Annotated in this window: 18 protein-coding genes; 6 read left to right on the forward strand and 12 right to left on the reverse strand. The window is 45.5% G+C overall.

What is annotated here, in order from left to right:
- Positions 1–29 precede the first annotated feature (29 nt).
- The 9 genes from LYZ37_RS02385 to hemL form a co-directional block, all read right to left on the reverse strand.
- Positions 30–1,025, reverse strand: a complete 996-nt coding sequence (locus LYZ37_RS02385; protein ID WP_004742643.1) for an ABC transporter ATP-binding protein — start codon at positions 1,023–1,025, stop codon at positions 30–32.
- A 42-nt stretch (positions 1,026–1,067) separates the two neighbouring features.
- Positions 1,068–2,051 (reverse strand): ABC transporter ATP-binding protein, encoded by a 984-nt coding sequence (locus tag LYZ37_RS02390; RefSeq protein WP_004742644.1) that lies wholly within the window; start codon positions 2,049–2,051, stop codon positions 1,068–1,070.
- Positions 2,052–2,053: 2 nt separating this feature from the next.
- A complete protein-coding gene (locus LYZ37_RS02395) occupies positions 2,054–3,079 on the reverse strand; it encodes an ABC transporter permease (protein ID WP_004742645.1) in 1,026 nt (341 codons plus the stop codon).
- Between the two features lie 2 nt (positions 3,080–3,081).
- Entirely contained in the window at positions 3,082–4,068 is a 987-nt protein-coding gene (locus LYZ37_RS02400) for an ABC transporter permease (protein ID WP_069667556.1), read from the reverse strand.
- Between the two features lie 172 nt (positions 4,069–4,240).
- The gene (locus LYZ37_RS02405) at positions 4,241–5,923 is read right to left on the reverse strand and encodes an ABC transporter substrate-binding protein (protein WP_004742647.1); all 1,683 of its coding nucleotides are present in this window, start codon (positions 5,921–5,923) and stop codon (positions 4,241–4,243) included.
- Between the two features lie 653 nt (positions 5,924–6,576).
- The gene (locus tag LYZ37_RS02410) at positions 6,577–9,963 is read right to left on the reverse strand and encodes a response regulator (protein WP_272786308.1); all 3,387 of its coding nucleotides are present in this window, start codon (positions 9,961–9,963) and stop codon (positions 6,577–6,579) included.
- Positions 9,964–10,172: 209 nt separating this feature from the next.
- A complete protein-coding gene (rsmC, locus tag LYZ37_RS02415; protein WP_272786310.1) occupies positions 10,173–11,195 on the reverse strand; it encodes a 16S rRNA (guanine(1207)-N(2))-methyltransferase RsmC in 1,023 nt (340 codons plus the stop codon).
- Between the two features lie 94 nt (positions 11,196–11,289).
- Positions 11,290–12,375, reverse strand: a complete 1,086-nt coding sequence (locus LYZ37_RS02420; protein ID WP_171324633.1) for an AI-2E family transporter — start codon at positions 12,373–12,375, stop codon at positions 11,290–11,292.
- Between the two features lie 264 nt (positions 12,376–12,639).
- A complete protein-coding gene (gene hemL / locus LYZ37_RS02425; protein WP_272786311.1) occupies positions 12,640–13,932 on the reverse strand; it encodes a glutamate-1-semialdehyde 2,1-aminomutase in 1,293 nt (430 codons plus the stop codon).
- A 251-nt stretch (positions 13,933–14,183) separates the two neighbouring features.
- Between hemL and erpA the strand changes: the two genes are divergently transcribed.
- The 3 genes from erpA (at position 14,184) to LYZ37_RS02440 (ending at position 18,987) form a co-directional block, all read left to right on the forward strand.
- Positions 14,184–14,525 (forward strand): iron-sulfur cluster insertion protein ErpA, encoded by a 342-nt coding sequence (gene erpA, locus LYZ37_RS02430; RefSeq protein WP_004742653.1) that lies wholly within the window; start codon positions 14,184–14,186, stop codon positions 14,523–14,525.
- 251 nt (positions 14,526–14,776) lie between these two features.
- Entirely contained in the window at positions 14,777–15,859 is a 1,083-nt protein-coding gene (locus LYZ37_RS02435; RefSeq protein ID WP_272786313.1) for an efflux RND transporter periplasmic adaptor subunit, read from the forward strand.
- An 11-nt stretch (positions 15,860–15,870) separates the two neighbouring features.
- The gene (locus LYZ37_RS02440; protein ID WP_272786314.1) at positions 15,871–18,987 is read left to right on the forward strand and encodes an efflux RND transporter permease subunit; all 3,117 of its coding nucleotides are present in this window, start codon (positions 15,871–15,873) and stop codon (positions 18,985–18,987) included.
- A 45-nt stretch (positions 18,988–19,032) separates the two neighbouring features.
- Here LYZ37_RS02440 and LYZ37_RS02445 read toward each other — a convergent pair whose 3' ends face one another.
- On the reverse strand, positions 19,033–20,319 hold the full coding sequence (locus LYZ37_RS02445; protein ID WP_272786315.1) for a peptidoglycan DD-metalloendopeptidase family protein: 1,287 nt from the start codon (positions 20,317–20,319) through the stop codon (positions 19,033–19,035).
- A 129-nt stretch (positions 20,320–20,448) separates the two neighbouring features.
- Between LYZ37_RS02445 and tyrS the strand changes: the two genes are divergently transcribed.
- Positions 20,449–21,636 (forward strand): tyrosine--tRNA ligase, encoded by a 1,188-nt coding sequence (gene tyrS, locus LYZ37_RS02450; RefSeq protein ID WP_272786316.1) that lies wholly within the window; start codon positions 20,449–20,451, stop codon positions 21,634–21,636.
- Positions 21,637–22,052: 416 nt separating this feature from the next.
- Positions 22,053–22,898, forward strand: a complete 846-nt coding sequence (locus LYZ37_RS02455) for a magnesium transporter (RefSeq protein ID WP_272786317.1) — start codon at positions 22,053–22,055, stop codon at positions 22,896–22,898.
- Here LYZ37_RS02455 and dacB read toward each other — a convergent pair.
- Together dacB and LYZ37_RS02465 are read right to left on the reverse strand one after the other, a co-directional pair.
- Positions 22,877–24,307 (reverse strand): serine-type D-Ala-D-Ala carboxypeptidase, encoded by a 1,431-nt coding sequence (dacB, locus tag LYZ37_RS02460; protein WP_272786318.1) that lies wholly within the window; start codon positions 24,305–24,307, stop codon positions 22,877–22,879. The genes LYZ37_RS02455 and dacB overlap by 22 nt on opposite strands.
- A gap of 100 nt (positions 24,308–24,407) precedes the next feature.
- The gene (locus LYZ37_RS02465) at positions 24,408–25,436 is read right to left on the reverse strand and encodes a porin (RefSeq protein ID WP_272786319.1); all 1,029 of its coding nucleotides are present in this window, start codon (positions 25,434–25,436) and stop codon (positions 24,408–24,410) included.
- Between the two features lie 548 nt (positions 25,437–25,984).
- On the opposite strand from LYZ37_RS02465, the gene greA reads away from it, so the two are divergent.
- A complete protein-coding gene (greA, locus tag LYZ37_RS02470) occupies positions 25,985–26,458 on the forward strand; it encodes a transcription elongation factor GreA (RefSeq protein WP_004742661.1) in 474 nt (157 codons plus the stop codon).
- The last annotated feature ends 65 nt before the right edge of the window (positions 26,459–26,523 follow it).

The raw sequence follows: 26,523 nt of genomic DNA on the forward strand, positions 1-26,523 counted from the left end.
GAGCCAAGAAAATCTTGGCTCTTTAGGTTTTAGTTTTCGTATAGGTAACAGCGAACAAAGTGGTTATCAGAAAGCTGAGTCACTTCTGGTAGCTGTTCGCGACATTTATCAGAAGCGTGCTGGCATCGACCGGCAAAAGGGCAGCCTACAGAGACTGGCGTCCAGAGTGGGATCTCGCCTTTGTTGCCTTTGAGTTTCTCGTGAATCGATTTGCTTGGATCTGGTACCGCAGAAACCAATAGCTGTGTATATGGGTGCTGAGGGTTATGAATGATCTCTTCAGTATCGCCCCATTCAACCATGTGGCCGACATACATAACTGCGAGATCTTCTGCAATGTAACGTGCAGTAGCGATGTCGTGAGTGATGTAAAGCAGAGACATTTGTTTCTCAAACTTCATCTCTTCCATTAGGTTGAGTACACCAGCACGAATCGAAACATCCAGCATTGACGTCGGTTCATCGGCCAACACCACTTCCGCACCTACTGCGATGTTGCGAGCTAAGTTGACACGCTGACGCTGACCACCAGATAACTGATGTGGGAACTTTTGCGCCGTTTCTTTTGGTGGGATAAGACCTACTTGCTCAAGCAGATCGTATACACGCTCTTCCTGTTCCTTTTTATTGCGAGGATCCACTTTTTTATGGATCAGCAACGGACGAAGAATATGGTGGAAGATATTGTGAGTAGGGTTTAGTGAACCAAACGGGTCTTGCCAAACCATCTGTACACCTTCGCGGTACGCCATTAGGTCAGAACGCGAGTCGATGGTTTGAATATCACGACCTTTGTACTCAATCACACCATCGGTTGGTGCATACATTTTTGCGATCATCTTGGCGGTTGTTGATTTACCTGAACCAGATTCACCAACCACAGACAGGCCGCGGCTTTTGTACATTTTAAATGATACGTCGTTGATGGCACGCATCATTGGCTGTTGTAATGCATTGCTACTGATCGGGAAATCTTTAACTAGGTTTTTCCCTTCTACCAATAGCTCGCCAAATTCTTTGCTCATAATTGTCTCCAGTAATCTTTATAGTTATTTCTCAATGGCTCTCTAGAGTTTGCTTTGAGCTATCGGGTCACCATAAAGGTGGCAATTTGAGAAACGATTAGGCTCGATTTGTCGTAGTTGAGTCGGTACGCGAGTACATGCCTCGTGAACGCGGTCACAGCGTGCTTGGAAACGACAACCTTGTGGAATTTCCAGTAGGTTGAGAGGGTTTCCTGGAATACCAGTCAACTTAGTTTTTGGCCCAGTTAATGGAGGGAAAGAACTACCTAACCCCTTGGTATAAGGGTGGTAAGGGCTTTCTAGAATTTGTTTCGAAGGCGCAACTTCAATTAACTCACCTGAGTACATGATGCCGATGCGGTCAGAGAACTCGACCATCAAAGAGATATCATGGGTAATGAATAAGATTGAGAAGCCAAACTCTTCTTTCAGTGCATAGATTTTTTGCAGAATCTCACGTTGAACCACAACATCCAGTGCTGTGGTTGGCTCATCCATGATGATCATCTTAGGATTGAGCGCGAGAGCGATCGCAATCACCAAGCGTTGACGCATGCCACCCGAGAACTGGTGCGGGTAGTCAGTGAGTCGGCTAGGGTGAATATCGACAATCTCTAACAGACCTTCAGCGCGTTTACGGGCTTGTTCACGAGTCATGTTGGTGTGGCGCATAATAACGTCACAAAACTGCTCTTCCATGGTCAGTACAGGGTTCAAAGCATTCATTGCGCTTTGGAACACCATCGACATTTCGCTCCAACGGAACGACTGCATTCGATCGTCACTGTACTTAAGGATATCTTCACCATTGAAGATAACCTCACCACCGGTAATAAATGCAGGCGGCTTATGCAGGCGCATTAGCGAGAAGGCAACGGTAGATTTACCACAACCAGACTCGCCTGCTAGACCAAACACTTCACCTGGGGCAATGTCAAAGCTGACATTGTTACAAGCACGGACGTCGCCTGCGTCAGTAATATAGTCAACGCAAAGGTTGCGGATAGAAATAAGTGGGCTAGTCATAATTATTTATCTCCGCTCCAAAGTGCATTTTGAGGTGGCATTTCAGGTGTACGTTCTTTCTTGTCTTGAGCTGCAAGCTTCTTCCAACGCTTCATGCCTTTATGTGAACGTAGCTGAGGGTTGGCAATCTCATCGACTGCGAAGTTAAGCAGTGCTAGACCCGTAACCAGTACAGTAAGTGCGATACAAGGTGTTAGAACTTCCCACCATGCGCCGATTAGCATCGCAGATGATTGGTTAACGTTGTAAAGCATGATGCCCCAGCTGATGGTATTCGGGTCACCGAGACCAAGGAACGAAATGATAGATTCCATACCAATTGCGTACATCACTGAGCCAATAAAGCTCGCACCAACGATTGGGATTAAGTTCGGTAGAATCTCAACAAAGATGATGCGGAAAGAGGACTCACCAAGCACTTCAGCGGCTTTAACAAACTCTTTCTCTCGTAAGGCAAGCGTTTGAGAGCGAATAACCCTCGCGCCCCAAGCCCAGGAGGTACAACCGATAATGATGGCAATGGTTAGCGGCCCTGCCTCACCAATGAAGGCGGCTAAAACAAATAGCAATGGGTATTGAGGGATAACCAGCATGATGTTCATCGCGGCGGTTAACACGTCATCAACACGACCTCCGAAGTAACCTGCTGAGATACCGATGATGGTTGCAAGTAGACATACTGTGATACCCGCACCAAAGCCGACACCGAGAGAAATACGCGCACCGTGAACAAGCTGAGACCAAATATCGCGGCCCATGCGGCTAGTACCAAGAACGTGATCGGCTTTTTTAGACATGATCATGGTGCGGCGATCAGTCGCTAAGTTCTGTGCAATCCAACCATCTGGGTTAGCTTTTGCTGATGTGACAACAAAACCTGGGTACTCATGTGGATTACCAGTTCTTTTATCTGGAGCATGCTTAGTCAGTACCGGTGCGAAAATCGCGACAAGTAAGAACACTGAGACAATGGCTAAACCGACACGTGCGTATGCGTTACCTAAAATTAGCTTAAATAGTTGTTTCATAATTATTTTCCTCCCTTGCGCAGGCGAGGGTCTAGAACGACATAAGCCATATCTGCAATTAAGTTAAATGACAGCATAAACAGCGTCATAATGATTAATTGACCTTGAAGAACCTGGTAATCACGTGCGTGAATCGCGTTAAGAAGAACCGTACCAAGCCCTGGGTAGTTAAAGATGATTTCTACAATCAGCTGACCGCCAATCGCCATACCGAGTGACATTGAAAGGGCAGTCACACTTGGCAGTAGCGCATTTCGTGCTGCGTAGTTGAAAACAACGCGGTTTTCGCTTAAACCCTTACCTTTCGCCATAGTGATGTAGTCTTCGGCGAGTAGGTTAATCATGTTGTTACGCATGTTGATCAAGAAGCCACCGATCTGAACCACAGAAGCACAAAACAGCGGTAGGATGGCGTGGTAGGCGACGTCTTTGATGAACTCCCAGCTTGTCCATTCAGGCACTGTACCTGCTGTGTAGGCATATCCTGTTGGGAACCATTTCAAGCCGATTGCGAAAGTAAAGAGCGCTAGCATCGCGATAACAACTTGAGGGACGGCTTGAATAATGAGCATGCCTGGTGTGACGAAAGCATCGTACTTGCTGCCGCGCTTCCATGCGGCGAAGATGCCTAAGATAGAACCTAGTGAGAATGATAGGATTACGGCTGAACCTGCAAGGAACAGTGACCAACCAAACGCACCACCAAGCAGTTTGTTTACAGATAGCGGGTAGAATTGGATTGAAGTACCCAGTTCCCAGCTAAGAATATTTTTCATGTAAGCAACGTATTGAACAAACAGGCCGCCATCGACGAAACCTAGTAGCTCTTTCATTGCTGCGATACGCTCAGGCGTTACCTGAACCGATGCGTTAGCGAACATCATGGTGACCGGATCACCCGGCATCGCACGAGGAATAATAAAGTTTAATGTCGCCGCAACTAATAGCGCGACCAAATAGAACGACAAACGTCTTAAAAAATAACCCATAACTTATACCTTACTTACCCAGATTTTCCCTGTTTCTGGCTTCAGGTCGCCCTAGCGAAAACGAAATTTAGAGCGAACAATCCCCTGACGACTAGCGCCACATAACAAACTGGTTACAGTGTGGGGGATTTTGCGGCATACGGAATGTATGCCGCATAGTTAGAACAACTACTTATTTAACTGGTTTTAGGTCCAGTACGTGTAGTAGACGCTCTGGGATACCAGCCCAAATGTTTGGACGGCCTTTTGGATTTTCTTCGTTCCACCAACCAGTAAAGCGAGTTGTGTTGTATTGGAACATGTATGCACCAGACAATACTGGAATCGTTACTTGGTCTTTAGCAATGATTTCCTGAATGCCGTGAGCGATTTCTAGCTGCTCGTTCTTATCAGCTGTTTTGTAGAAGCTGTTAAGAAGACCATCAAGTTTGTCGTTCTTGTAGTAGTGCATTGCAAAGCGAGGCATACCGTCACCAGCTTGTAGCTCAGAGTTGTAGCCACTGTTCCAGTATAGGTGTGGATCTGCGCCGTGGAAGTAGTTGGTGTAAGCAACGTCATACGTAGCTTCTAGCATCGCTTGGTTGTACACAGAGAAGTCTGGAGTACGAGCTTTTGCTTTAATACCTACTTCAGCAAGTTGCTCAACCGCTAGTTGAACTGTGTTGTTGAAGTCCGTCCAACCGTTAGGAGATTGAATCAGAAGTTCGAAAGACTTACCTGATGGAGTGTCTACGAAACCGTCATTGTTAACATCTTTAAAGCCAGCTTTTTCTAGCAGCTTTTTAGCGCCTTCAACGTTGTATGTGTTGTAACCTTGGTATTTCTTATGAGTGCCTTCATCAGACCAAGTCTTAAATGCATAACCTAGACCTGAAGCGAAGTCATTCACTGTACCGCCGCCGTAGAACGCGATGTCGATGATAGTTTGACGGTCAAGTGCCATTGAGAATGCGCGGCGGAAATCAACGTTTGTTAACGCTTCATTTTTAGCTGCGTCAGGGTGCTTAAAGTTAACAACAAATGCCTGTGTACCTGCTGGCGGGTACCAGTAGTGGTGCTTAGGACTTGCTGCTGCATAGGTACGATCGATATCTGGAATGAATGATGAAGTCCAGTCCATTTCGCTGTTTACAACTTTACCAAGGAATTGGTCGTTGTTTGCGATCTGAGGAACTCGTAGACAGTCTACATCTAGGTTATCTGCGTCCCAGTAGTTCGGGTTTTCACACTGAATGTAAAGTTGTGGAGTGAAAGTCGCGATTTCAGTAAACGGACCAGAGCCTACAGGATTTTCGTTAGTGAACGTCGATGGATCTTTAATCTTGCTCCATACGTGCTGAGGAACTACAGGTACTTTTACAATTTCGTAAGGAGCATTTGAGTTCGCTTCTTTGATATTGAATTTAACTTGGTAGTCATTCAGTTTCTCAACGCTAGAAACCCAAGAGTTGATACCACTTTGATCAAGTTCTGGCTTCTCTTTCACTAGATTAAATGAGTAGATCACGTCATCTGCGTTGAAGGTTTCACCATCAGACCATTTCACACCTTTACGTAGGTCAAATACAACGCTAAGTAGATCGTCTGCAATCGTGTAGTTCTCTGCAAGACGGAATACAGGTGTATTACCATGCATCTCGTTGAAAACAACAAGAGGCTCGTATAGGAAATCTGTTGTTGTATGTAAGTTCGTTGCACCTAAGTATGGGTTAAAGTTACGTACGAAAGTGGTGAACTCTTTAGGGTGGATAGTTAATTCACTGCGTTCAGCTGCTGCGGCTACTGAAGTAAAACCAGTTGCTGCTGTTGCGATAATTGCTGTTGCTAGTGCTGTTTTTTTAATGTTGGCAAGCATAGCTGTTCCTTACTATTTGCTTTCATTTCACTAATGGATTGGAATGTCATCAATTGAATAACACTCACTAAGGCCTACCTCTGTAGGTAACTTTTCGCCGGAGGTGACGAGCAGTCTAGAGTGGCCTGTAGGCCTTAGGCACAGTAAGAAAACACCTTAACGTCAATTTTCGCAATTGCTATTCCCGTCAAAACCGTTAAAACCCCTAATTATGACGTCAATAATGTTAAAAAAGCGCTATAGGAGTGATTTTTTGGCCAATAATTGAGTTTGAACTGAGTCGCAATAAGTCACCTTTTGCGTTCGCTTTGTTGGTGCTTACTAACTTGTCACCCCCCTTTAAAGTAAAAGGTTTTCTACCATCTTTAGAACGTGAGATCTTAGTCACGCGTGCTATAAAGCGTTAATTTTTTCCACTAAATAAAAACTGCCGTCTTGTTGTGATTGGCTTCGCAATATGAGCTTTATTTGTTCAATAGAGACGATAATAAGCTTGTTTTGGTCATTTTTAGTAAGTGGTAGAGCTTGAAAATAACACCTTGTTTGAGTTGTTTTACGCAGCGTATTAACGTCATTTAAAGTTGCTCTATTCATTTTGAATAGGCAATAAAAAAGCCTGCACAAGCAGGCTTTAGTTCGTTTGTTGCGACGCGTTAGCTGGTGAGCAAATGCTGCAATTTATCGCGTAATCCTTCTATGTGGGTTCTCTCTGGACTTTGTTCATTACAGTGCTCAAGAATGTAATCGAGAGAGCTTAATACGGTTCTCCAGCGCGGAGTCTTAGGTAGGGTTTCCGGTCGGAGGTATTTGTCCAAGGTACGGGTTTGCAGTGTACTTCGGTCGAGATACACGCGCCACAAACCGCTTTGCTCAGCAAAAGCAAACTTAGTTTGGCCTGTTACCGATTCCCAATAAATAAGCGCGTTGGTCATCGCTTCTACCAATACTTCGCGCATCACCTCTTGTTTTGATTTGTTGTCGCTTGTTGCTCGGTCTGCCAAGCGAGTAAATTCTCCACCTAGCTCTTTAAGCTCCTGCAGTTTTGCTTTATCCCCTTCAAAAGCGAAGCTAGATAACGCTTCAATTGCGGTTTCTAGGTTGTTAATACGCGCTGCATTGATACCGCCACCCACATTAAATATGTACATAGAGCGTAGCCCGGCTCCTTCAGGCAGCTTAAGGATATCCGCCGACAGGTGTTGCCTTACATCTTCTACATAGACATCAATAGTGCCGCAGTAGTGTTCTTGTTCCACGTTAAGGAACTTAGGCGCAATGATTTCGTCGGCGCTTGAACGTTTTAGCTGTTCGGTTGAGCGTTTAAACAGTCTTGATGCCGCCTCGTTGGCGAAGCGAATCTTATTGTCTTCTCGTACACAGACAATGGCCTCTGGAGCGGTCTCAAGTTGCTCAAGTAGTCGGCCTTGTGTCTCAAGTAAACTCGCTTCGACGATTGCCCGATGTTTTAGCTCTTGATGCAGCTGCTGATTTTCGATTCGACGCTGTTCCGCTTTGCTAGCGGTGAGATGAGCGACAATACGAGCAGCCAACTCTTGCTTGTTAAATGGCTTGGATAGGTAGTCGTTGGCACCCGAGTTAAAGCCGCGAACCCGATCATCAGTTTGGTTTAAAGCGGTTAGCATGATCACGGGCAGTTGTGCATGATCGTAGGTCTCGCGTAGAGTTTCACACACTTGGTAGCCACTCATTCCCGGCATCATGATATCCAGCAGCAGCAGCTCAGGTTTTTCTTTACTGATGGCTTCAAGCGCTTCATGACCATCTTTCGCGGTTCGAACACGATAGCCTTCTAGGCGTAAGAAACTATCCAGTACCCGTAAGTTTACGGGTTCGTCGTCGACGACAAGTAATAGTGGGCCGTCTGGATTTTCAGGTAAGCTTGCTGGCTCCTCTAGTTCAATCTCACCAGAGTTTGGCGCTCTAAAATGAGCGGATTCATAATGGTTTGCTTGCTCAATTTGCTCTGTATTGGCGATTGGCAGTGTGAAACTAAAGGTGGTTCCAACCATAGGTTGACTGCTGACATAGAGCGTACCTTGCATTAGTTCAATTAGCTGACGGCTAATCGACAAGCCCAATCCCGCTCCCTGACGATAACGACTCGCGTCGCTTCCTGCTTGAATAAGCGGTTCAAAGATGTGGTCAAGTTGATCCGCTGGAATGCCTTGCCCTGTATCGACCACTTGAACGCGAATGTTGTCATCTACCACACTGGCAGAGATAACGATCTTCCCTTCGCTTGTGTATTTAATCGCATTGCCGACCAAGTTATATAAAACTTGCTCTAGTCGTTGCGGATCGGCGCTAACCCAGACTGGTTCGTCAGGAACCTGATTAATGATCCGCAGAGGCTTGGAGCCAATAAGGTGAGAAGAGAGTTCCAATACCAAGCGAGTAGAACCTGCTAAATCGACGGCACTGGTCTCGATATCTAGATTGCCATAGCGCATCTTATGATAGTCGAGCAGATCATCAACCAAGGTTGCTAAACGCTGACCACTATTGATGATGATATCGAGCTGATACTTATGTTCAGAGGTGATTGGGCCATTAGCGCCAGAGGCGAGCGCTTCAGCAATACCGACCATGCCATGAAGTGGTGTGCGTAGTTCATGAGAGGTGGTGGCCAAGAACTCATCTTTGAGTTTATTCGCCAATTGCAGCTCTTCATTTTGCTTCTGGATCAGTTGAAGATTACTTTCTAGCTCTTCATTCTGCTGTTTGATCAGCAGGATCTTCTCTCTAATGGAGCGTTGCATCCGCTCGAAGCTGATCGCTAAGCGCCCGATTTCGTCTTTGCGCTGAGTGTTGTTCATGTCGGCATCAAGATCGCCTGCCGACACTTTTTCTGCTGCCCAAGTCAGTTGTAGCAGCGGTGAGGTGATGAAGTTCGACAAATAATGCGAGGCCATAACAACCAAAAGAATGGCAGTAAGCATGGCGAAGATAAATAGGGTTTCGAGCTGGTGGACACGGGCGAAGGCGACGCTTTCTGGCACTTCTACCACAATCGCCCAGTCAATGCCTTTAAAGGAAATTGGGCTGTATGCGGCAATAATCGCTTCATTTTCGGTATTAGTATAAGTGCCTACGTCGCTTGCACCTGTAAGTGCAAGGTCGACCACTTGACGGCTTTTATCAATATCTTCTTGTTGGTAGGCAAGGGTGCGTGATTGATGATCGGAGCCGACTAGTAACGTCTTCATCGACACCAGATTGCTCTTGTCGGCGACCAGTTTGGTGATGCCATTATTTGGCAACCTGAACATCGCATAACTGTGCAAATAGCCTTGCTGGATTATAGGCGCACCAAGCCAAGCTACGGGTTTTCCCTGCTCGCTAGAGAAGTCAGAAATAATCAGAGGGGTAAAATCTTCATTGGTTTTGCGTTTATCGTTAACCAGATTACGCAGCTTAGCGAAGGTTTTACCTAAATTATCGTCTTTGTATTTACCCGTCAGCAGGTTAGTTCCAAAGTTATCATGCTTGTAGATCGAGTAAGTGACATTACCTTCTCTATCGACAAGTAGAATGTCATCAAAATCAGAGCGCTTTAGAAGCTCTAGATATGCCCAGTGATAACGTTTGTGGAGTAGGCGGTAGCGCTCTGTACCGTTGTAGACACTGGACTGAGGTAAGATTGAGGTTTTAATTTGGTCGCCTGAACCTTGGATATAACGACGCTGAGCGTACTCACGAGCTTGCTCAATATCCAAACCTAAGCTGCTAAATGCGTTGACCAAGCCATAGAAACGTCCGCCACTGGCATAGGCTAATTCCGAACGGACGAAGCCCATTACCTCAGATTCCTTGGCGTATAAGTAATCGATCACTTGTTGGCGCTTACTATCTCGAACCGAGGTGAGGTGTGAGGTACTTTGCTCTTGAAGATCTTGAGTGTGGGATTGTAAGAAAAAGATCGCAATAACCGTCAGAGGGGTAATACTCAACACTAAAAATGCCAGCATTAAGGTACTCTGAAGGCGTTTAAACTTCTGTTTTCGATAAAACTTAAACATAGCCTGAGTTTAGTTTCCGTAACAATATTGCTTATATGGAAGAGGGCGCCCCAGATAAGCGAGACAAAACGTTATTTTCCTAAGATGACAAAATTAACGAGTTTTTTTACTTTGACAAGTAAGTTGCGATCAAAGCGTGGAGAGTGGCGCAAATTTAATGGGTATAGGCGGGATATTGCCCAATCCAAGCGAGGGATTGGGCAGTTGAATTACTTTTTCGCGTGGTAAATAGCGAATTTGTTGGTCTTATTTAGCGTCTCACAATTACCGTAAGCTTGCTCAATAATTGGTGGATACTTCAAAAAGCTATTGGCAACAATGTACAAGTGGCCTTGGTTTGTGCTCTGCTTTGGACCTTCGGCAAGTAAGGTTTCTGTTGCGCTATAGCTAGTGTCCAGCCCCGCGTGGAACGGCGGGTTGCTAATGATAAAGTCATAATCGTTACTGGTATCAGAATAGATATCAGAAGCAAAAACTTTACCCGTTAACCCGTTGGCTTCTAAAGTTGCTTTACTCGATGCCACTGCTAATGCGCTGATGTCGCACATTTCTAGCTCAATATCTGAATTCAATAGTGCCATCACACTACCGATAACCCCGGCACCACAACCAAAATCGAGCACCTTGCCACTTAAGTCAGGTAGCGTATCAAGCAGTAGCTTACTACCGATATCAAACTCACCATGACTAAATACACCCGGTAAGCTCTTAATCGTCAGCGAAGTTTGCTGATATTCGACTTGATAGGTTTTAAACCAAGCTTTCAGTTCAAACGGAGCGGGAGTCTGCGTACACTGTCCCCAGTAGAAGGAGCAGCGACGTGCAGAATCATATTTGGTAATCAAGCCATACGGCTTAAACATTTTCTCGATGCTTTTCACACCTGAACGGTTTTCTCCGACAACCACGATCTCTGTGTCTTTGCCAAGTTTTGCCATCAGCATGGCGAGTAAGTATTCCGCTTCGGCTTTTGCTTTCGGCCAGTAGAGCAGCACCATATCGGCTTGAGTCTGCTGGTTAAATTCAGCACCAAAGACACTTGTCACCTGCGAGTATGCGCTCAACTGTCGATGGTAACCATAGTTAGTGGTGAAGACAGTGACAGAGTGGCAGTGTTTAGTAAGTTCGACGGGAAAAAGATCTTCAGCTTCTCCAGCGACCAAAACATGCTTACCTTCGAAGTAGGCAAACTGTCTCTCAGCGATTTGACTTGGTGCAATATAAGCAGACATAGCAAACTCAGTATAAAAAAATGAGGGAGGATTTTCGCATAATCCTCCCTCATCTTGAAGTGATAAACTCGCTCAACAGAGCCTAAGGTAAACGCTAACTGCGATCTTGTTGATCAAGGAAGCCTTGGAACTCTTCTTCATAGATATTGAACAACACCATGGTGACGGCAAAGATGATTGGACCGTAGATCAAGCCAATTAAGCCAAACAGATGTAGACCACCTAGCAGTGAGAAGAAGATCATTAACGTATTCATTCCTGCACTGCCTTGCATTAGCAGTGGACGCAGCAGGTTATCAATCGAGCCAACGATCGCGACGCTCCAAACCGTTAAGAAAATCGCCCATGTGGTATCACCGATTAAGAACAAGTAAATCGCGGCAGGTATCCAGATTAGCGCGGTTCCCACGACAGGGATAAAGGAAGCAAAGCCCATCATGGTGCCCCAGAATAAGCCTGGGAATCCAGCAATCCACATACCAATACCGCCAGCAAAGCCTTGCGCAATGGCTGTTAAGAATGAACCCATTACAGCAGATTTAGCCACCTGTTCCACTTCATCGAGTAGCTTGTCTTCTTGGCTACGTGACAAGGGTAAAATGTGTCGAATCGCGCTGATGATTTTATCGTGATCGCGGAGTAAGAAAAACAACACGAACAACATTAAGAAGAAGTCCATTAAGAAGTTGGTCGCATCGCCTAAGATTTTTGCGCTGATACCAACAAGGTTACTGCCGAAAGAAGTGGCAAATTGCGCGACCTTTTGGGCAATTTCTTGAGGACTAATGGTATCAAACGGTAAGTAAGTATTGACTAACGACAGTCCATTCACTACCCAAGGGTGTTCGAAAATCGTTTGAATACCGCCATGGGTAACCCACTGATAGACATTTTGTGAAAAAGCCGAACCTTGCTGAACAATGGCTGCAAAGACAAACAACAGCGGGAAAACAATGATGAAGGTGAGCACGATACATGAGAGTAGCGATGCCAAATTAGTGTGCTTCGGCATGCGTTTTTCTATCCATTCATGAATAGGAAACATCAGTAGTGAGATGATAAATGCCATGACAATTGAGTTGATGTAAGGCTCAACTAACAAAAAGCAAGCAAGCCCAGCAGCAAGTAAGGCAACAATCAATACCCAATGGCTGGAAGTTAATTTGACTTTATCTGACACTTTTCTTGTCCAAGATTTCGATACTGTATCAGTATAATGGCTGTAAATGTCTGAGTGTTCAACGCAAAATCAAAATGTTATTCGCGGAGTGGAAAGAGTATGGGCTGTTGTGAGAAAGAGAAATGTTGCGATAGTAAGAGCGAGCCTAAGCGCAAAATACCTTGGTTTGCTCTGATGTTGTTGGGGTTGGCGGTATTAGTGGTCGTTAACTGGCAATAAAAAAGGCTGCACTCGGCAGCCTTCATTTCGTATCAAGCGCTATGATTATGCTTCTTCAGCAATAATTGCGAAACAGCGGTCAGCCGCTTCTAGTGTCGCTTCAATCTCTTTGCTACCGTGAGCAAGTGATGTGAAGCTTGCTTCGAATGCTGATGGAGCAAGGTAAACACCGTGGTCTAGCATTAGGTGGAAGAAGCGTTTGAAGCGTTCGATATCGCATTTCGTCACATCTTCGTAGCGGGTAATGCTTTCTTGGTCAGTGAAGAAGAAGCCAAACATACCGCCAACTTGGTTAACCACTAAAGGGATGTTGTGGTTGTCAGCCAAAGCTTTAAAGCCTTCTGCAAGTTGCTTGGTTTTTGAAGCTAGGCGTTTTTCATTGCCTTCTTCTTTTAACAGGTTCAAACATGCAAAGCCTGCAGCCATTGCCACTGGGTTACCAGAAAGTGTTCCCGCTTGGTAAACAGGACCTGTTGGGGCGATATGTTGCATGACTTCTTTACGACCACCGAATGCGCCAACTGGCATACCGCCACCAATAACTTTACCTAGAGTCGTTAGGTCTGGCTTGATGTTGTAGTAGCCTTGTGCGCCGCCTAGAGCAACGCGGAAGCCTGTCATTACTTCATCAAAGATTAATAGAGCGCCTTCTTCATCACAGATATGACGCAGTCCTTCGTGGAAGCCTTCTACTGGCGGAATACAGTTCATATTGCCTGCTACTGGCTCGACGATGATACAAGCGATCTCACCTTTGTTTGCTGCAAAAAGCTCACGTACTGAATCTAGGTCGTTAAATGTTGCGGTTAGCGTGTGCTTAGCAAAATCAGCAGGAACACCTGGTGAGCTTGGTTGACCTAAAGTCAGTGCGCCTGAGCCTGCTTTCACCAGTAGGCTGTCTGCGTGGCCGTGGTAACAGCCTTCAAACTTCATAATCTTGTCACGGCCTGTGTAGCCACGCGCTAGACGAATCGCACTCATTGTCGCTTCCGTACCTGAACTTACCATACGCACTTGCTCCATTGATGGAACAAGTTCTGATACAAGCTCAGCCATAGCAATTTCCATCTCAGTCGGAGCGCCAAAGCTAAGACCACGTTGTGCTGCATCAATAACCGCTTCACGAATGACTGCGTGGTTGTGACCAAGAATCATCGGACCCCAAGAGCCTACGTAGTCGATGTAGGCTTTACCATCAGCATCAAAAATCAATGGGCCGTCGGCACGTTCTACGAAGATTGGCGCGCCACCAACGCCATTAAAAGCACGTACTGGAGAGTTCACGCCGCCAGGAATGGTTTGCTGTGCTTTTTGAAATAGATCAGCTGATTTGGTCATGGGATATCCTCTTTTGATTGCTCGGACCAATTTGGCTCGCATTGTACCTGCCCTGCCGGATTCAATAAAACGCTTTGCGCCACATTCTGAATACTTTGACAGCAAATAAACCGCAAATAGTGTAAAAAATGGCTTGAAAAGTGGTGAATACTTGAACGCTTCACTCAGGTATTAGATAATCACTGCAATATTAAAAGATAAGTTCCAGATGGTGAGTGCAGTCTGGATGCAGAAGACTGAGAGAGGTCATCGTGAGCGAAGTAAATATCCCATTAACATTTTCAGATGCAGCGGCTCAGCGAGTAGGCGCTTTAATTGCTGAAGAAGAGAACCCAAACCTGAAGCTACGTGTATACATCACGGGCGGCGGCTGTAGCGGCTTCCAATACGGGTTTACGTTTGACGAAAGCGTCAATGAAGGTGATACCACGATTGTAAATAGTGGCGTGACTTTAGTCGTTGACCCTATGAGCCTCCAGTACCTAGTGGGTGGACAAGTCGATTACACTGAAGGTCTTGAAGGCTCGCGCTTCTTTGTTAACAACCCGAATGCAACCACTACCTGTGGTTGTGGTGCATCTTTTAGTGTTTAATCACTGACTGTTTTGTCAAAGGCTGCATTGATTGCAGCCTTTGTTTTATCTGCTTCTCAGATTCCAGAAACTGAGACCTACTCTGAAATACTGTCCAACTGTATTTTATTTTTGTTTGGTTAATTTATATCCTGAATAATACTTCTCACGAATGAATCTCGTGAGCCCCTATATCTAAGGCTTACCTAGTCACCGTTACGTAGGTTGTTACGGTTGAATTAGGATGCGATATAGAATTACTAAGGATAGTTATGGCTAGTATCTCTCCGTTGCGTTTTATCGCGACCAGACCTTATCTTGTATCTCTTTTTTTAGTCACTGTACTTACGCTTTGGCTTGGCGTCGGTATGTTAAATGCTGAAGACTCCACCCCGCAGCATAACGAACAGGAGATCCCTTTAGCTAAGGTTGCTTTCACTTCGTTTGTCGCCAATCCTACCCATAAGAGCATCGATCTCTATGGACGGACCGCTCCCAATAAGCAAGCAAAACTAGGCGCTGAGATTGCAGGTAAAATTACCCAGCTTAAAGTTTCCAAAGGGGACAATGTTAAGCAAGGACAAGTGATTGCGCTGATTGATAAAGGCGATCTTGAGATTCAGCTTGAGCGTGCGCAAGCCATGCTTAAGGTGAAAGAGAAAGAGTTTAAAGCGGCCAAGTCACTGCAAAGTAAAGGCTTGCAGGGTGAGGTAGCCTTCACCAACGCTCAGGCAGGCTTGGTTGAAGCTAAAGCCATGGTAAGTAATGCCAAAATTGCTTTGCGTAACACCTCTGTGACAGCGCCGTTTACTGGAATTGTCGATCATCTGTTTATCGAAACAGGGGACTTTGTCGGTGTTGGCGATCCTGTCGCGAGCTTACTTGATTTGAGTATGATTGTGATTGAAGCCGATGTCAGCGAGCGACATATTCAAGATTTAGTGCTCGGCCAACAAGCGCAAGTTCGCTTTATTAATGGCCAACAGGCACAAGGCAAAGTTCGCTACATTTCACGCGTTTCCTCTGACTCGACCAACACCTTTCCGATAGAAATTGAGCTGCCTAACCCGAAGCAGAGAATTCCTGCTGGTATCAGTACGGAAGTGACACTGAACTTGCAAGATCAACTTGCTATCAAGGTCACGCCAGCCATGCTCGCTCTAGATGATGACGGTAATCTTGGGGTGAAAACTCTAGTCGCAGATCGGATTAAGTTTGTTCCTATTAACCTAGTTAAAGCTGAACAAGATGGCGTGTGGCTGACAGGATTGGGTGAGAGCGTTGATATCGTCACTACCGGGCAGGGCTTCGTTCGCGATGGCGATCAAGTCATCGCTGTAGAACAGCAAGATTAGGAGGCGCGATTATGTTTGCATTGATTGATGCGGCGCTCTCTCGCACGCGCACCATGATGGTGTTGTTGGTGTTTATTCTTCTTGCTGGCGCTGCGACTTACGTGACGATTCCCAAAGAATCGAGTCCAGATATCACCATCCCCATTATCTATGTCTCGGTTGGGCACCAAGGTATTTCGCCATCAGACGCAGAAAGACTGCTAGTACGTCCAATCGAGCAAGAGCTAAGGTCAATTGAAGGGGTTAAAGAGATGACCTCTACCGCATCGGAGGGGCATGCCTCTGTGATGCTGGAATTTAGTGTCGGTGTCGATCTCAACAAAGCGATGGCAGATGTGCGTGAAGCCGTTGATCTCGCTAAGCCTAAGTTACCCAGTGATAGTGATGAACCTACTGTTAATGAAGTGACTTTGGCGTCAGAAGAGCCTGCCTTATCTATCGTGCTTTATGGTACGGTTCCAGAACGCACTATTGTTCAGATTGCGCGCCAACTAAGAGATAAGCTTGAGAGCTATCGTCAGATCCTTGAAGTGGATATTGCTGGTGATCGCGAAGATATTGTTGAGATCGTGGTGGATCCGCTTTTAATGGAAAGCTACGGGCTTGATCAAGCAGACATCTACAACCTGATTGCCTTGAACAATAAAGTGGTTGCGGCAGGCTTTGTTGATACCGGTTATGGGCGCTTCTCAGTGAAAGTGCCGTCAGTGTTCGATTCCTTGAAAGATGTACTTGAACTACCTGTCAAAGTAGACGGTAAGCAAGTGATCACTTTTGGTGATGTTGCGACCGTACGTCGAGCTTTCCGAGATCCAGAGAGCTACGCCAGACTCGATGGTAAATCGGCTGTAGTGCTTGATGTGAAAAAGCGTGCGGGTGAAAACATCATCGAAACCGTTGCGCTAATTAAAACGGTATTGCAAGAGGCACAAAAACGTCCTGAATGGCCGAATAACCTGTTAGTTAAGTACACTTGGGATCAATCCAAAGACGTTAAGATGATGCTTAACGATCTGCAAAACAACATCCTGTCGGCAATCATTTTAGTTGTTATCGTCATCATCGCGATTTTAGGCGTTCGAACCGCTTTCTTGGTTGGGGTGTCGATACCAGGCTCTTTCTTGACTGGGCTTTTAGTGCTGTCCGTATTTGGATTGACGGTTAATATTGTGGTGTTGTTCTCGCTAATTATGGCTGTGGGTATGTTGGTGGACGGCGCCATTGTGGTGACCGAGTTTGCCGACAGGCGCATGCAAGAAGGGACATCACGTCGAGAGGCATATCGAGATGCAGCAAAACGTATGGCGTGGCCAATTACAGCGTCAACGGCGACGACCTTAGCGGCGTTTGCGCCACTGCTTTTCTGGCCTGATGTGACTGGTGAGTTTATGAAGTACTTGCCGCTTACCTTGATCGCAACGTTAACCGCATCGCTGGCAATGGCGTTATTGCTCGTTCCTGTACTAGGGAGCTTGATCGGTCGACCGCAACACGTCACCAAAGCGCAGCGTGAAAAAATGGTAGCCTTGCATGACGGTGATTTCTCTAAAGCGACCGGTATCACTAAGCTCTATTTTCATACCTTAGATATCGCGATTCGCCATCCACTGAAGATTTTGTTGAGTGCAATTCTGCTAGCCATTGCGGTGGGCTTTACCTACGCCAAAGCGGGCTTGGGCGCTGAGTTCTTCCCTGAAGTTGATCCGCCTTTCTTTACAGTTAAAGTGCGCTCTTATGGCGATCTTTCCCTTGATGAGAAAGATGTCATCATGCGAGACATAGAGGCGGTGATGCTTGGGCATGATGAGTTTGAAAGTGTCTACACCAAAACAGGTGGCGATGACGAAATAGGACAAATCCAAATTACGCCAGTCGATTGGCAGTACCGCCGTAAAGTCAAACAGATCATTGAAGAGCTTAAACAACAAACGGATCAATATGCGGGGGTGGAAATTGAGTACAAGTTCCCAGATGCAGGCCCCCCTGTTGAGCATGACCTAGTGATTGAAATGTCAGCGCGGATCCCCGATCAACTCGATGGCGCCGCAAAGCTAGTGAGGCAATGGGCAGACAATTACCCTGCGTTTACCAACCTGAGTGATACCTCAAGCAAAGAGGGCATCGACTGGCAGATCGATATTCGTCGTGATGATGCTTCGCGCTTTGCCGCGGACGCAACATTAGTTGGTAATACAGTTCAGTTTGTCACCAATGGCTTAAAAATTGGTGACTATCTACCCGATGACGCCACTGAAGAAGTCGATATTTTGGTTCGTTATCCGGAAGAGAAACGTGATATTGGCCGCTTTGATCAATTACGAGTCAAAACAGCCGCAGGTCTTGTGCCGATTACTAATTTTGCCAATATTGTTCCTGAGCATAAACAAGATACGATTCGCCGTATCGACGGACATCGCGTGATCAACATTATGGCCGACATGAAAGAGGGCTATAACCTCGCATTGGAGTTGCCAAAGATCAATGAGGCGGTTTCCAAGCTCGATCTTCCTTCGAGTGTTGAGTTTAAGATTCGTGGTCAGAATGAAGAGCAAGAAAACTCTTCCGCTTTCCTACAAAATGCTTTCTTGGTCGCCTTGGTAGTGATGGCGCTGATCTTGATTACTCAGTTCAATAGCTTCTATCAGGCATTTTTGATTCTAAGTGCTGTGCTGTTCTCAACTGTGGGGGTATTTGTCGGCTTACTTGTGTTCCAAAAACCGTTTGGCATCATCATGTCAGGTATTGGTGTTATTGCCCTTGCAGGGATAGTGGTTAACAACAATATCGTGTTAATTGATACCTACAATCAGCTACTAAAACGCGGGCTAGATAAACGCGAAGCGATATTACGTACGGGTGTGCAGCGTTTAAGACCTGTGCTGCTAACCACGGTGACGACCATACTTGGTTTGCTGCCAATGGTGCTAGAAATGAACATCGATCTCATCAATCAGAAGATCGAGTTTGGCGCGCCAAGTACTCAGTGGTGGTCACAACTGGCAACAGCAGTAGCGGGTGGATTAGCCTTCGCTACTGTGTTGACCTTAGTACTGACACCTTGTCTGCTGATGCTTGGCAGAGTACATAAAGTGGAAGAGCAGGCTAACCAAGTCATCGAAGCTGAATAGAAACACTAGAAATGACAAAGACCCGCATGATGCGGGTCTTTGTTTTTATGGAGTCGCGAGCAACTCTCCGTAACGCTCTAGCTTCTCTAATCTTAATTTTGCGTTGGCAATATACGTGGTTTTCGCTTTGCCTGTCAGAGATTTAGATTGTGGTAGCTTAACCGTTCTTGGGTTTTTATGTACCCCGTTTACTAAGAACTCATAGTGTAGGTGAGGACCAGTGACGCGTCCTGTTCCACCTAGCGTGCCTATCGTTTGTCCTTGTTTTACACGTTGTCCTGTTTTGACTTTACGACGCTGTAAGTGGAGGTACTTAGTAATATAGGTATTGCTATGTTTGATAAACACATAGTTACCATTGAACTGGTTGTAACTCGATTTTAGAACCGTACCGTCACCAGCAGCCCATATTGGTGTGCCAACTGGTGCAGCATAGTCAGTGCCACGGTGTGCGCGGACTTTCCCTGTTACGGGATGGCGACGAGTTGGGTTGAAGTTTGAACTAACGCGACGGAAATCGAGCGGAGAGCGCAAGAAGGCTTTCTTCATTGCACGACCATTTTCGTCATAATAGTTACCAGTTTTGTCGTCGAGAATCGCTCTAAAGGTATCACCTTGGTTTTTGAAGATGGCGGCAATGATTTTACCTCGGCCAACAACTTCACCCTCTACGACTTTCTCTTGATAAAGAATCTTAAAGTTATCCCCGCCACGAATATCCAAAGCAAAGTCGATATCCCAGCCAAAAATGCCCGCTAGCTCCATGATCTGGTTTGGTGTTAAGCCAGCATTGACACCCGCGTTCCAGAAGTTTGAAGTGATATCTGCCTCAGCATAGTTGTACTGATAGTGGACCTGCTTTTTATCAATCGTAGAGGTGTAGCCACTCTCTGATTTGGTGACAAGAAAGGTCTCGTATGGGCTAATGACGCGTTTTAGCTGAATCAGTTGGTTGTCAGCATCGAAGCCTAGCTGGAATGAATCCCCCGGTCGAACTCGGGTTAACTGCCTTTCAATATCTTTATTAGTTGAAGTCAGTTGATACAGCAGGCGAGAAGAAAGCCCAGCACGTTGAAAAAGGAGTGCCATGCTGTCGCCAGAGCCTATGGTATGTTTTTCCCATCGCAGCACAGCAAGTTTTGGTGCTGACTCTTGCAAAGCGAGCAACTCAAGATCAATGGCCAATGGGTAGGCTTTACCTACTTGATAGTTGCTCTCCTCTTGACGGAGATCTTTCGGCGCTGGCAGAAACAAAGCAATGACGATAAAAGCGCTAAATAAGGCGATAAGGGCTCGGTGAATCCATGGCAATCGAGCGAAAAGAGACAACATCTTATGTCCGTTCTAAAAAATTCAGTAAAAAAGCTAAGCTGTTTAGTCTAACTGGTTTCAAAAAGCATCGCTATTCAAGTAAGATGACCAACTAACAAATTTTTGCCAAATCTGTGGGAGTGAACAAGAATGGCGAGCATTGAAGCTGCACTAGCCGAGATTAAGCGCGGTGTTGAAGAACTGATTCCAGAAGAAGAACTGATTGCTAAGTTGAAAGAGGGTCGTCCTCTTCGTATTAAGTTAGGTGCCGATCCAACTGCACCGGATATTCACCTTGGTCATACAGTGATTTTCAACAAGCTGCGTGCATTTCAGGAGCTAGGCCACGACGTTACCTTCCTTATCGGTGATTTTACTGCCATGGTTGGTGACCCAACGGGTAAGAACAATACTCGTCCGCCACTAAGTCGTGAAGATGTACTGCGCAACGCTGAAACCTATAAAGAGCAGGTATTTAAGATTCTAGATCCAGCTAAGACGAAAATTCAGTTTAACTCTGAATGGCTGTCTGAGTTAGGTGCTGAGGGCATGATTCGCCTTGCTGCTAACCAAACCGTAGCACGTATGCTAGAGCGTGATGACTTTAAAAAGCGCTATGCAGGCGGTCAGCCTATCGCTATTCATGAGTTCATGTACCCACTACTACAAGGTTATGATTCAGTCGCGATGGAAACTGACGTTGAGCTAGGTGGTACTGACCAGAAGTTCAACCTACTGATGGGACGCGAACTGCAAAAATCGAATGGTCAGAAGCCACAGGTTGTATTAATGATGCCACTTCTTGTTGGTCTAGACGGCGAGAAGAAGATGTCTAAATCGGCCAACAACTACATTGGTATCAGTGAAGCGCCAAGCGAAATGTTTGGTAAGATCATGTCGATCTCTGATGACCTAATGTGGAACTACTACGACTTGCTTTCATTCCGTCCACTGGACGAAGTTGCTCAACTAAAAGCAGATGTAGAAGCGGGTCAAAACCCACGTGATGTAAAAGTAGCTCTAGCGAAAGAGATCATTGCACGCTTCCACTCTCAGGCAGATGCTGATGCAGCAGAGCAAGAGTTCGTAAACCGTTTTGCTAAGAACCAAATCCCTGACGAAATGCCAGAATTTGCTTTTGATGCAGGCCTACCGGTAAGCAATATTCTTAAAGAAGCGGGCTTGTGTGCCTCTACCTCTGAAGCGATGCGTATGGTTAAGCAAGGTGCAGCTAAGATTGATGGCGAGAAAGTAGCAGACTCTAAGTTTACTCCTGAAGCCGGGACTTACGTATTCCAAGTGGGTAAACGTAAATTTGCTCGTATCACGATCAAATAGTTGATACCAAATATCGGTTTGATAATAGCGCCTTTCGAGGCGCTTTTTTTATGCGTGTCGCTAGAGGTTAAATATCCAACTTTTTTGCAAATTTGGGCTGCTTTAGTGGGGAACTTTTGTTATTATCCTCGCGCTGCCAAAACGGCAGTTTTTTCGGAGACTTTTATGAACAATATCGACCATCCTCCTAGTATGAAAGGGGAAAAATAGTCCGCTTCGGTATTGTCGTCTCACGTCTCTACCATTGCGGTAGAGTGCTTCTTATCTCTTTGTGAATCCTCACGTTTTTCTCCTCTAAATTCTAGAATCCAATACAGCTTTTCTGTGCACTCGTGTACGGATAGACGTGTCTATATTTTGATTCAATATCAGCTGTATTTGATGGTCGTTACCTATTGCCAATCGGGAGATTCGCCATGACGGTAATGAGCAATACTTACATTGAAAACACCCCGCACTTTTCTCAAGAGGAGATCGGTGCCGCTCGCAATGCATTTTTGCAATACGAGCAAGCCCAGCAGGTCCATTTACTTACGGTTATGCCGGTAGAGGAAGCTGTCGGGATTTTACACCACTGTTCAGTGGGTTATGTCCAACAATTGATCTCGGCGTTAGAGCTTGATGGATATGAAAAGTTGGCACGTCACTACGCGCACCAGCTTGGTTTTATTCATTCGGAAGTTGAGCCTTCGAATGGTTACCTAGATACACCAGTTATTGAGCATGTAAAGCAACGTATCGGTTGGATCATAGCGCTCGCATTACTTGGCATAGTTTCAGGTCTAATTATCGCTCAATATGAAGATACTTTGAGCCAGTTGGTGCTATTGGCGATCTATATGCCTGTAATAGCAGCGGCGGGTGGTAATACCGGTACGCAAGCGGCGACCTTGGTGATACGAGCTTTAGCGACGGGTGAGTTGCGTAAAAGGCAGTGGTTAGAAGTGTTTTGGAAAGAGAGCCGAGTGGCGATTTGCTTAGCTTTTGCCATAGCCTTGGTGATTATTGGCCGTATCTTACTTTTTAGCGATAGCAGCAGTACGGGTGGCTTTGAGCTTAACACCATCGCACTTGCGATCGCGGTTGCGCTGTTTATTCAGGTGACGATGTCGACCACGCTAGGTGGCTTGCTACCAATCCTAGCGCGTGCGTTTAAACTCGATCCAGCTGTGTTGGTTAGCCCAGTTTTGGCGTCTATTGTCGATATTTCAGGAATGTGGATCTACTTCACTGTAGTTAATTACTTCTTAGGCATCGCCTGACTGAACTGGACAATATCTTTATAGAACAAGGTTTCGAACTTGGTGATCGGGGCGATGGTAGGTTTATCATCGCCCTTTGTTTTTGGTGGATGATAGTCCGTCACAAACTGAACAAATAGCGTACTCGGCTGACCAGATTTATCTAACCCATAGCCTGCCATATTGTAGCTGCCATACACGGAACCACTCTTGGCAATCAATTCGCCTTTAATTGGCGCTTTACGCATACTGCGACGATATTTCAAAGTGCCATTGGTGCCTGACGTGGGCATTAAGGCGATCAAGCCTAATTCACTGTCATGTTGCCAAATATAGCGCAGTACCGCTGCCATGTTTTGACTGGTAAAGCGGTTATTGCGTGATAGCCCTGAACCATCCGCCAGTGGGGTATGCTCTATATCAATGCCAGTTTGGGTAAAGAGAATCTGCTTAATGGCTTTAGTTCCGTTGGCAAAACTACCAGGTTGAATAAAGAACTTTGCGCCTAGGGCCTTGGTTAGGTTATCGGCGATAAGGTTATCAGACTTTTTGAGCATGGTTTCGAGCAGCTGAGGCAGTGCTTGCGAGTAATGAGTGGCAATGACTTTGCCTTGCTGCTCGGGAGCGCCAAGCCGAATACTGCCCGCTAGTTCGATATTAAGCTGAGCAAGCAGGGTATTAACAATTCTCTGGGTATATAGCGCGGGATCTTGCACGGCAAATTTTAGCGGCAGCGGCTTGCTACGATTCTGCAGGCATCCTTGGAGTTGATAGTGGTTGTCTGGAGAAGAGAGTAACTCCAGATCGCACTGTGAGCTCTCTTGTTCGATTTTAGATACTGAACTTGCCACCGTCGTGACATAAATAGGTTGATGCTCAGGCACATAGACGCGAGTGTTCCCATCTTCTTGGGTATAGATAGAGGCTTGAACGCAGTTACCATCAAGCGAAATGGCGCTGGCTGGTGCACTGTAACAAACGCCAAGAATATCCCATGGCCACCCTACTGCTCGGTCGTAACCGGTAAACGCGCTGTTATCTAACCAGAGATCGCCACTGATTTTTTTGGTGCCACTATTACGTAGCTGACTCAGTAGTTGCTTTAAGTCTTGGGTGGTTAAAGTAGGATCGCCGCTAAAACGCAGTACCACATCGCTGTCAGTCTTCTCAATGCTAGTTGCAAACTGAAATTCATCACCGAGCTCTAATTTGGCAGCAAGCGCAGTCACAATCTTTAATGTACTAGCCGGTGGGAAGAACTGACTTTGGTTGTCGGTTTGCTGGATTTGATTCTGGCTTTGAAGAGATTCGACTTTAATTGCTGCGCGGCTACCTAAAGGCAATTCATTCAGTGGCGCATAGGCCGAGGCAGATACGCTGATTAGAGAGAGTAAGCAAACAGAGGTAAAACGATCAACAAAGCGCAGCATAAGAATTCACGGTTAGCGGTTTTAGTGGGTCAGTATAGCGGGTAAAAAAAACGCCTGCTATAGAGCAGGCGTCTTAGATTCATGACTTAATGTCAGGAAATTAGAAGTCGTAACGCATACCTAGTACTGCTTGGTCTTCAGATGCTAGCTTACCAACTTTGTCTTCTTTAAGAAGGTTGAAGTCGTAAGAAACGTATGAACGGAAGTTAGGCGTAAAGAAGTAAGTCGCGTCGATCGCTACAGAGTTAGCACTCTTTTCAGAATTGCTTTGGTACTTAACTTCTTCTACGTTGTACGTTGAAGTGAATTTAGCTTGACCTAGAGTGTAAGCTGCTGCTAATTCGTAACCTTTTGCTTTTGCAGTGTTGTTACCGTTTACTTCATCGTATTTAGTGTCGCTGTATAGACCAGCGAAGTAGAAATCACTGATTTCGTAAGATGCACCAACCATGTATTGTGAAGCATCTGCACTGATGTTTACGTTAGCTGCATCGTTTTTGTAAGAGATGCCGTTTTGCTTAGCGTAAGCAGCTGTTAGACGAACACCAGTTTCACCGATGTTGTAGATACCAGATAGTGCGTAACCATTGTTGTCATCACCAACTAGTTTATCGTTGTTTTCTTTTGAAGACTCAAAAGTGTAGTTTGCGCGAAGTTCAAAACCAGAGAATTCACCAGCGTATGCGATAGAACGGTCTGGACGGTCAGCTGACTCAACTTTGTTTGCTGCTTTAGCACCGTGGTAAGCCATGATATCTGTGAAATCAGTAACTGCTGCTAGAGAACCTTTAACAGTACCCATAGTTACTTCACCAAAGTTACCACCAAGACCAGCGTACATGTAACGATGCTCTAGAGTATCTTGCTCTGTGTCGTTGTCTTTAGTTGCTTTGTACTCACCTTCGTAGAAACCAAGACCGTAAAGGTTGTCGTTGATTTGAGAAGTACCAGCGAAGTTTAGACGTACGCGAGATTGGTCTTCAGCTTTACCATCTTTTACTGCTAGACGTGCTTCAACACGGCCGCCCATTTCGATAGAGTTGCCATCGTTGTTGTAGATTTCTGCTGCGTTTGCGCCTGTAGCTACTGCTGCAGCTGAAACTGCTAGAGCGATCAGAGTCTTGTTCATCTTATTAGTCCTAATTTACTGTCCATAAATAGTTGTATGTCGAGGAGTATCTCCACTTAACCGTGGGACTCCTCTAGTTATCAGCGCTATTAATCCAGTCTCATAACAACGCGTTATAGCAAGTTATTGAGCAATAAAGACTAATCTCGCTGAATAAGTCAGCTAAGTTTTTAACGCAAAGTTCCATGATGGGTTAGTAAAATGATATAAATCGAACTTATGAACAGTGTTTTATTAAACATAAAATAATATCAAATCATTGATTGTAAAGGGTTAAGTTGCGCTGTTGATAGGTTGGTTTATATCTAAACCTTTATTTTTTTTTAGGTAAAATATGTTTCGTGCCGCGATCGGATTCAAAAACTGCGTCGATTTATCAATTGGTTATCGCGCACATTTTGAGATAGAGATCACGCTTGATTAATTTGAGTGATTTAGGCGCCAAGTTTGTTTACACTAGAGGCAATTGATTAGTTAATGCATCTACCTAGTCCACTGGATTAGGTAGTTTTGTTTTGTCCAAAGATTGCTTTGGAATGAGGTATATAATGGAAAAAGTGCCAATGACACTACGTGGCGAGAAAAAGCTACGTGAAGAACTAGAAAGACTATTGAAGCTTCGCCCACAGATTTCTGAAGCCATTGCTGAAGCACGTGAACTAGGCGACCTTAAAGAAAATGCCGAGTACCATGCAGCTCGTGAAGAGCAGGGTATCTGTGAAGCTCAAATTCGTGATATCGAGTACAAGCTATCGGTTGCTCAGGTTATTGACGTCACCACAATGGACAACACGGGTAAAGTTATCTTCGGCTCAACCGTTACTTTGATTGACTGTGATACTGAAGAAGAGAAAACCTACCAGATCGTAGGTGATGACGAAGCTGACATTAAAGCGGGTCGTATCTCGGTAAGTTCACCAATCGCGCGCGGTCTTATCGGCAAGATGGAAGGTGACGAAGTGGTTATCTCTACACCAGGTGGTGATCGCGACTTCGAAATCGACAGCGTCGAGTACATCTAAGCAAATTAGTTGCTCTGAATATCAAAAAAGGTCGCATAGGCGACCTTTTTTCTTGCTCATGAAAG

It is taken from the genome of Vibrio tubiashii (assembly GCF_028551255.1).
Classification (GTDB): domain Bacteria; phylum Pseudomonadota; class Gammaproteobacteria; order Enterobacterales; family Vibrionaceae; genus Vibrio; species Vibrio tubiashii_B.

Coding starts and splice junctions, on each gene's coding strand:
- LYZ37_RS02385 (WP_004742643.1), bottom strand. CDS start 1,025: ATGAGCAAAGAATTTGGCGAGCTATTGGTAGAAGGGAAAAACCTAGTT.
- LYZ37_RS02390 (WP_004742644.1), bottom strand. CDS start 2,051: ATGACTAGCCCACTTATTTCTATCCGCAACCTTTGCGTTGACTATATT.
- LYZ37_RS02395 (WP_004742645.1), bottom strand. CDS start 3,079: ATGAAACAACTATTTAAGCTAATTTTAGGTAACGCATACGCACGTGTC.
- LYZ37_RS02400 (WP_069667556.1), bottom strand. CDS start 4,068: ATGGGTTATTTTTTAAGACGTTTGTCGTTCTATTTGGTCGCGCTATTA.
- LYZ37_RS02405 (WP_004742647.1), bottom strand. CDS start 5,923: ATGCTTGCCAACATTAAAAAAACAGCACTAGCAACAGCAATTATCGCA.
- LYZ37_RS02410 (WP_272786308.1), bottom strand. CDS start 9,963: ATGTTTAAGTTTTATCGAAAACAGAAGTTTAAACGCCTTCAGAGTACC.
- rsmC (WP_272786310.1), bottom strand. CDS start 11,195: ATGTCTGCTTATATTGCACCAAGTCAAATCGCTGAGAGACAGTTTGCC.
- hemL (WP_272786311.1), bottom strand. CDS start 13,932: ATGACCAAATCAGCTGATCTATTTCAAAAAGCACAGCAAACCATTCCT.
- LYZ37_RS02435 (WP_272786313.1), top strand. CDS start 14,777: ATGGCTAGTATCTCTCCGTTGCGTTTTATCGCGACCAGACCTTATCTT.
- LYZ37_RS02440 (WP_272786314.1), top strand. CDS start 15,871: ATGTTTGCATTGATTGATGCGGCGCTCTCTCGCACGCGCACCATGATG.
- LYZ37_RS02445 (WP_272786315.1), bottom strand. CDS start 20,319: ATGTTGTCTCTTTTCGCTCGATTGCCATGGATTCACCGAGCCCTTATC.
- tyrS (WP_272786316.1), top strand. CDS start 20,449: ATGGCGAGCATTGAAGCTGCACTAGCCGAGATTAAGCGCGGTGTTGAA.
- LYZ37_RS02455 (WP_272786317.1), top strand. CDS start 22,053: ATGACGGTAATGAGCAATACTTACATTGAAAACACCCCGCACTTTTCT.
- dacB (WP_272786318.1), bottom strand. CDS start 24,307: ATGCTGCGCTTTGTTGATCGTTTTACCTCTGTTTGCTTACTCTCTCTA.
- LYZ37_RS02465 (WP_272786319.1), bottom strand. CDS start 25,436: ATGAACAAGACTCTGATCGCTCTAGCAGTTTCAGCTGCAGCAGTAGCT.
- greA (WP_004742661.1), top strand. CDS start 25,985: ATGGAAAAAGTGCCAATGACACTACGTGGCGAGAAAAAGCTACGTGAA.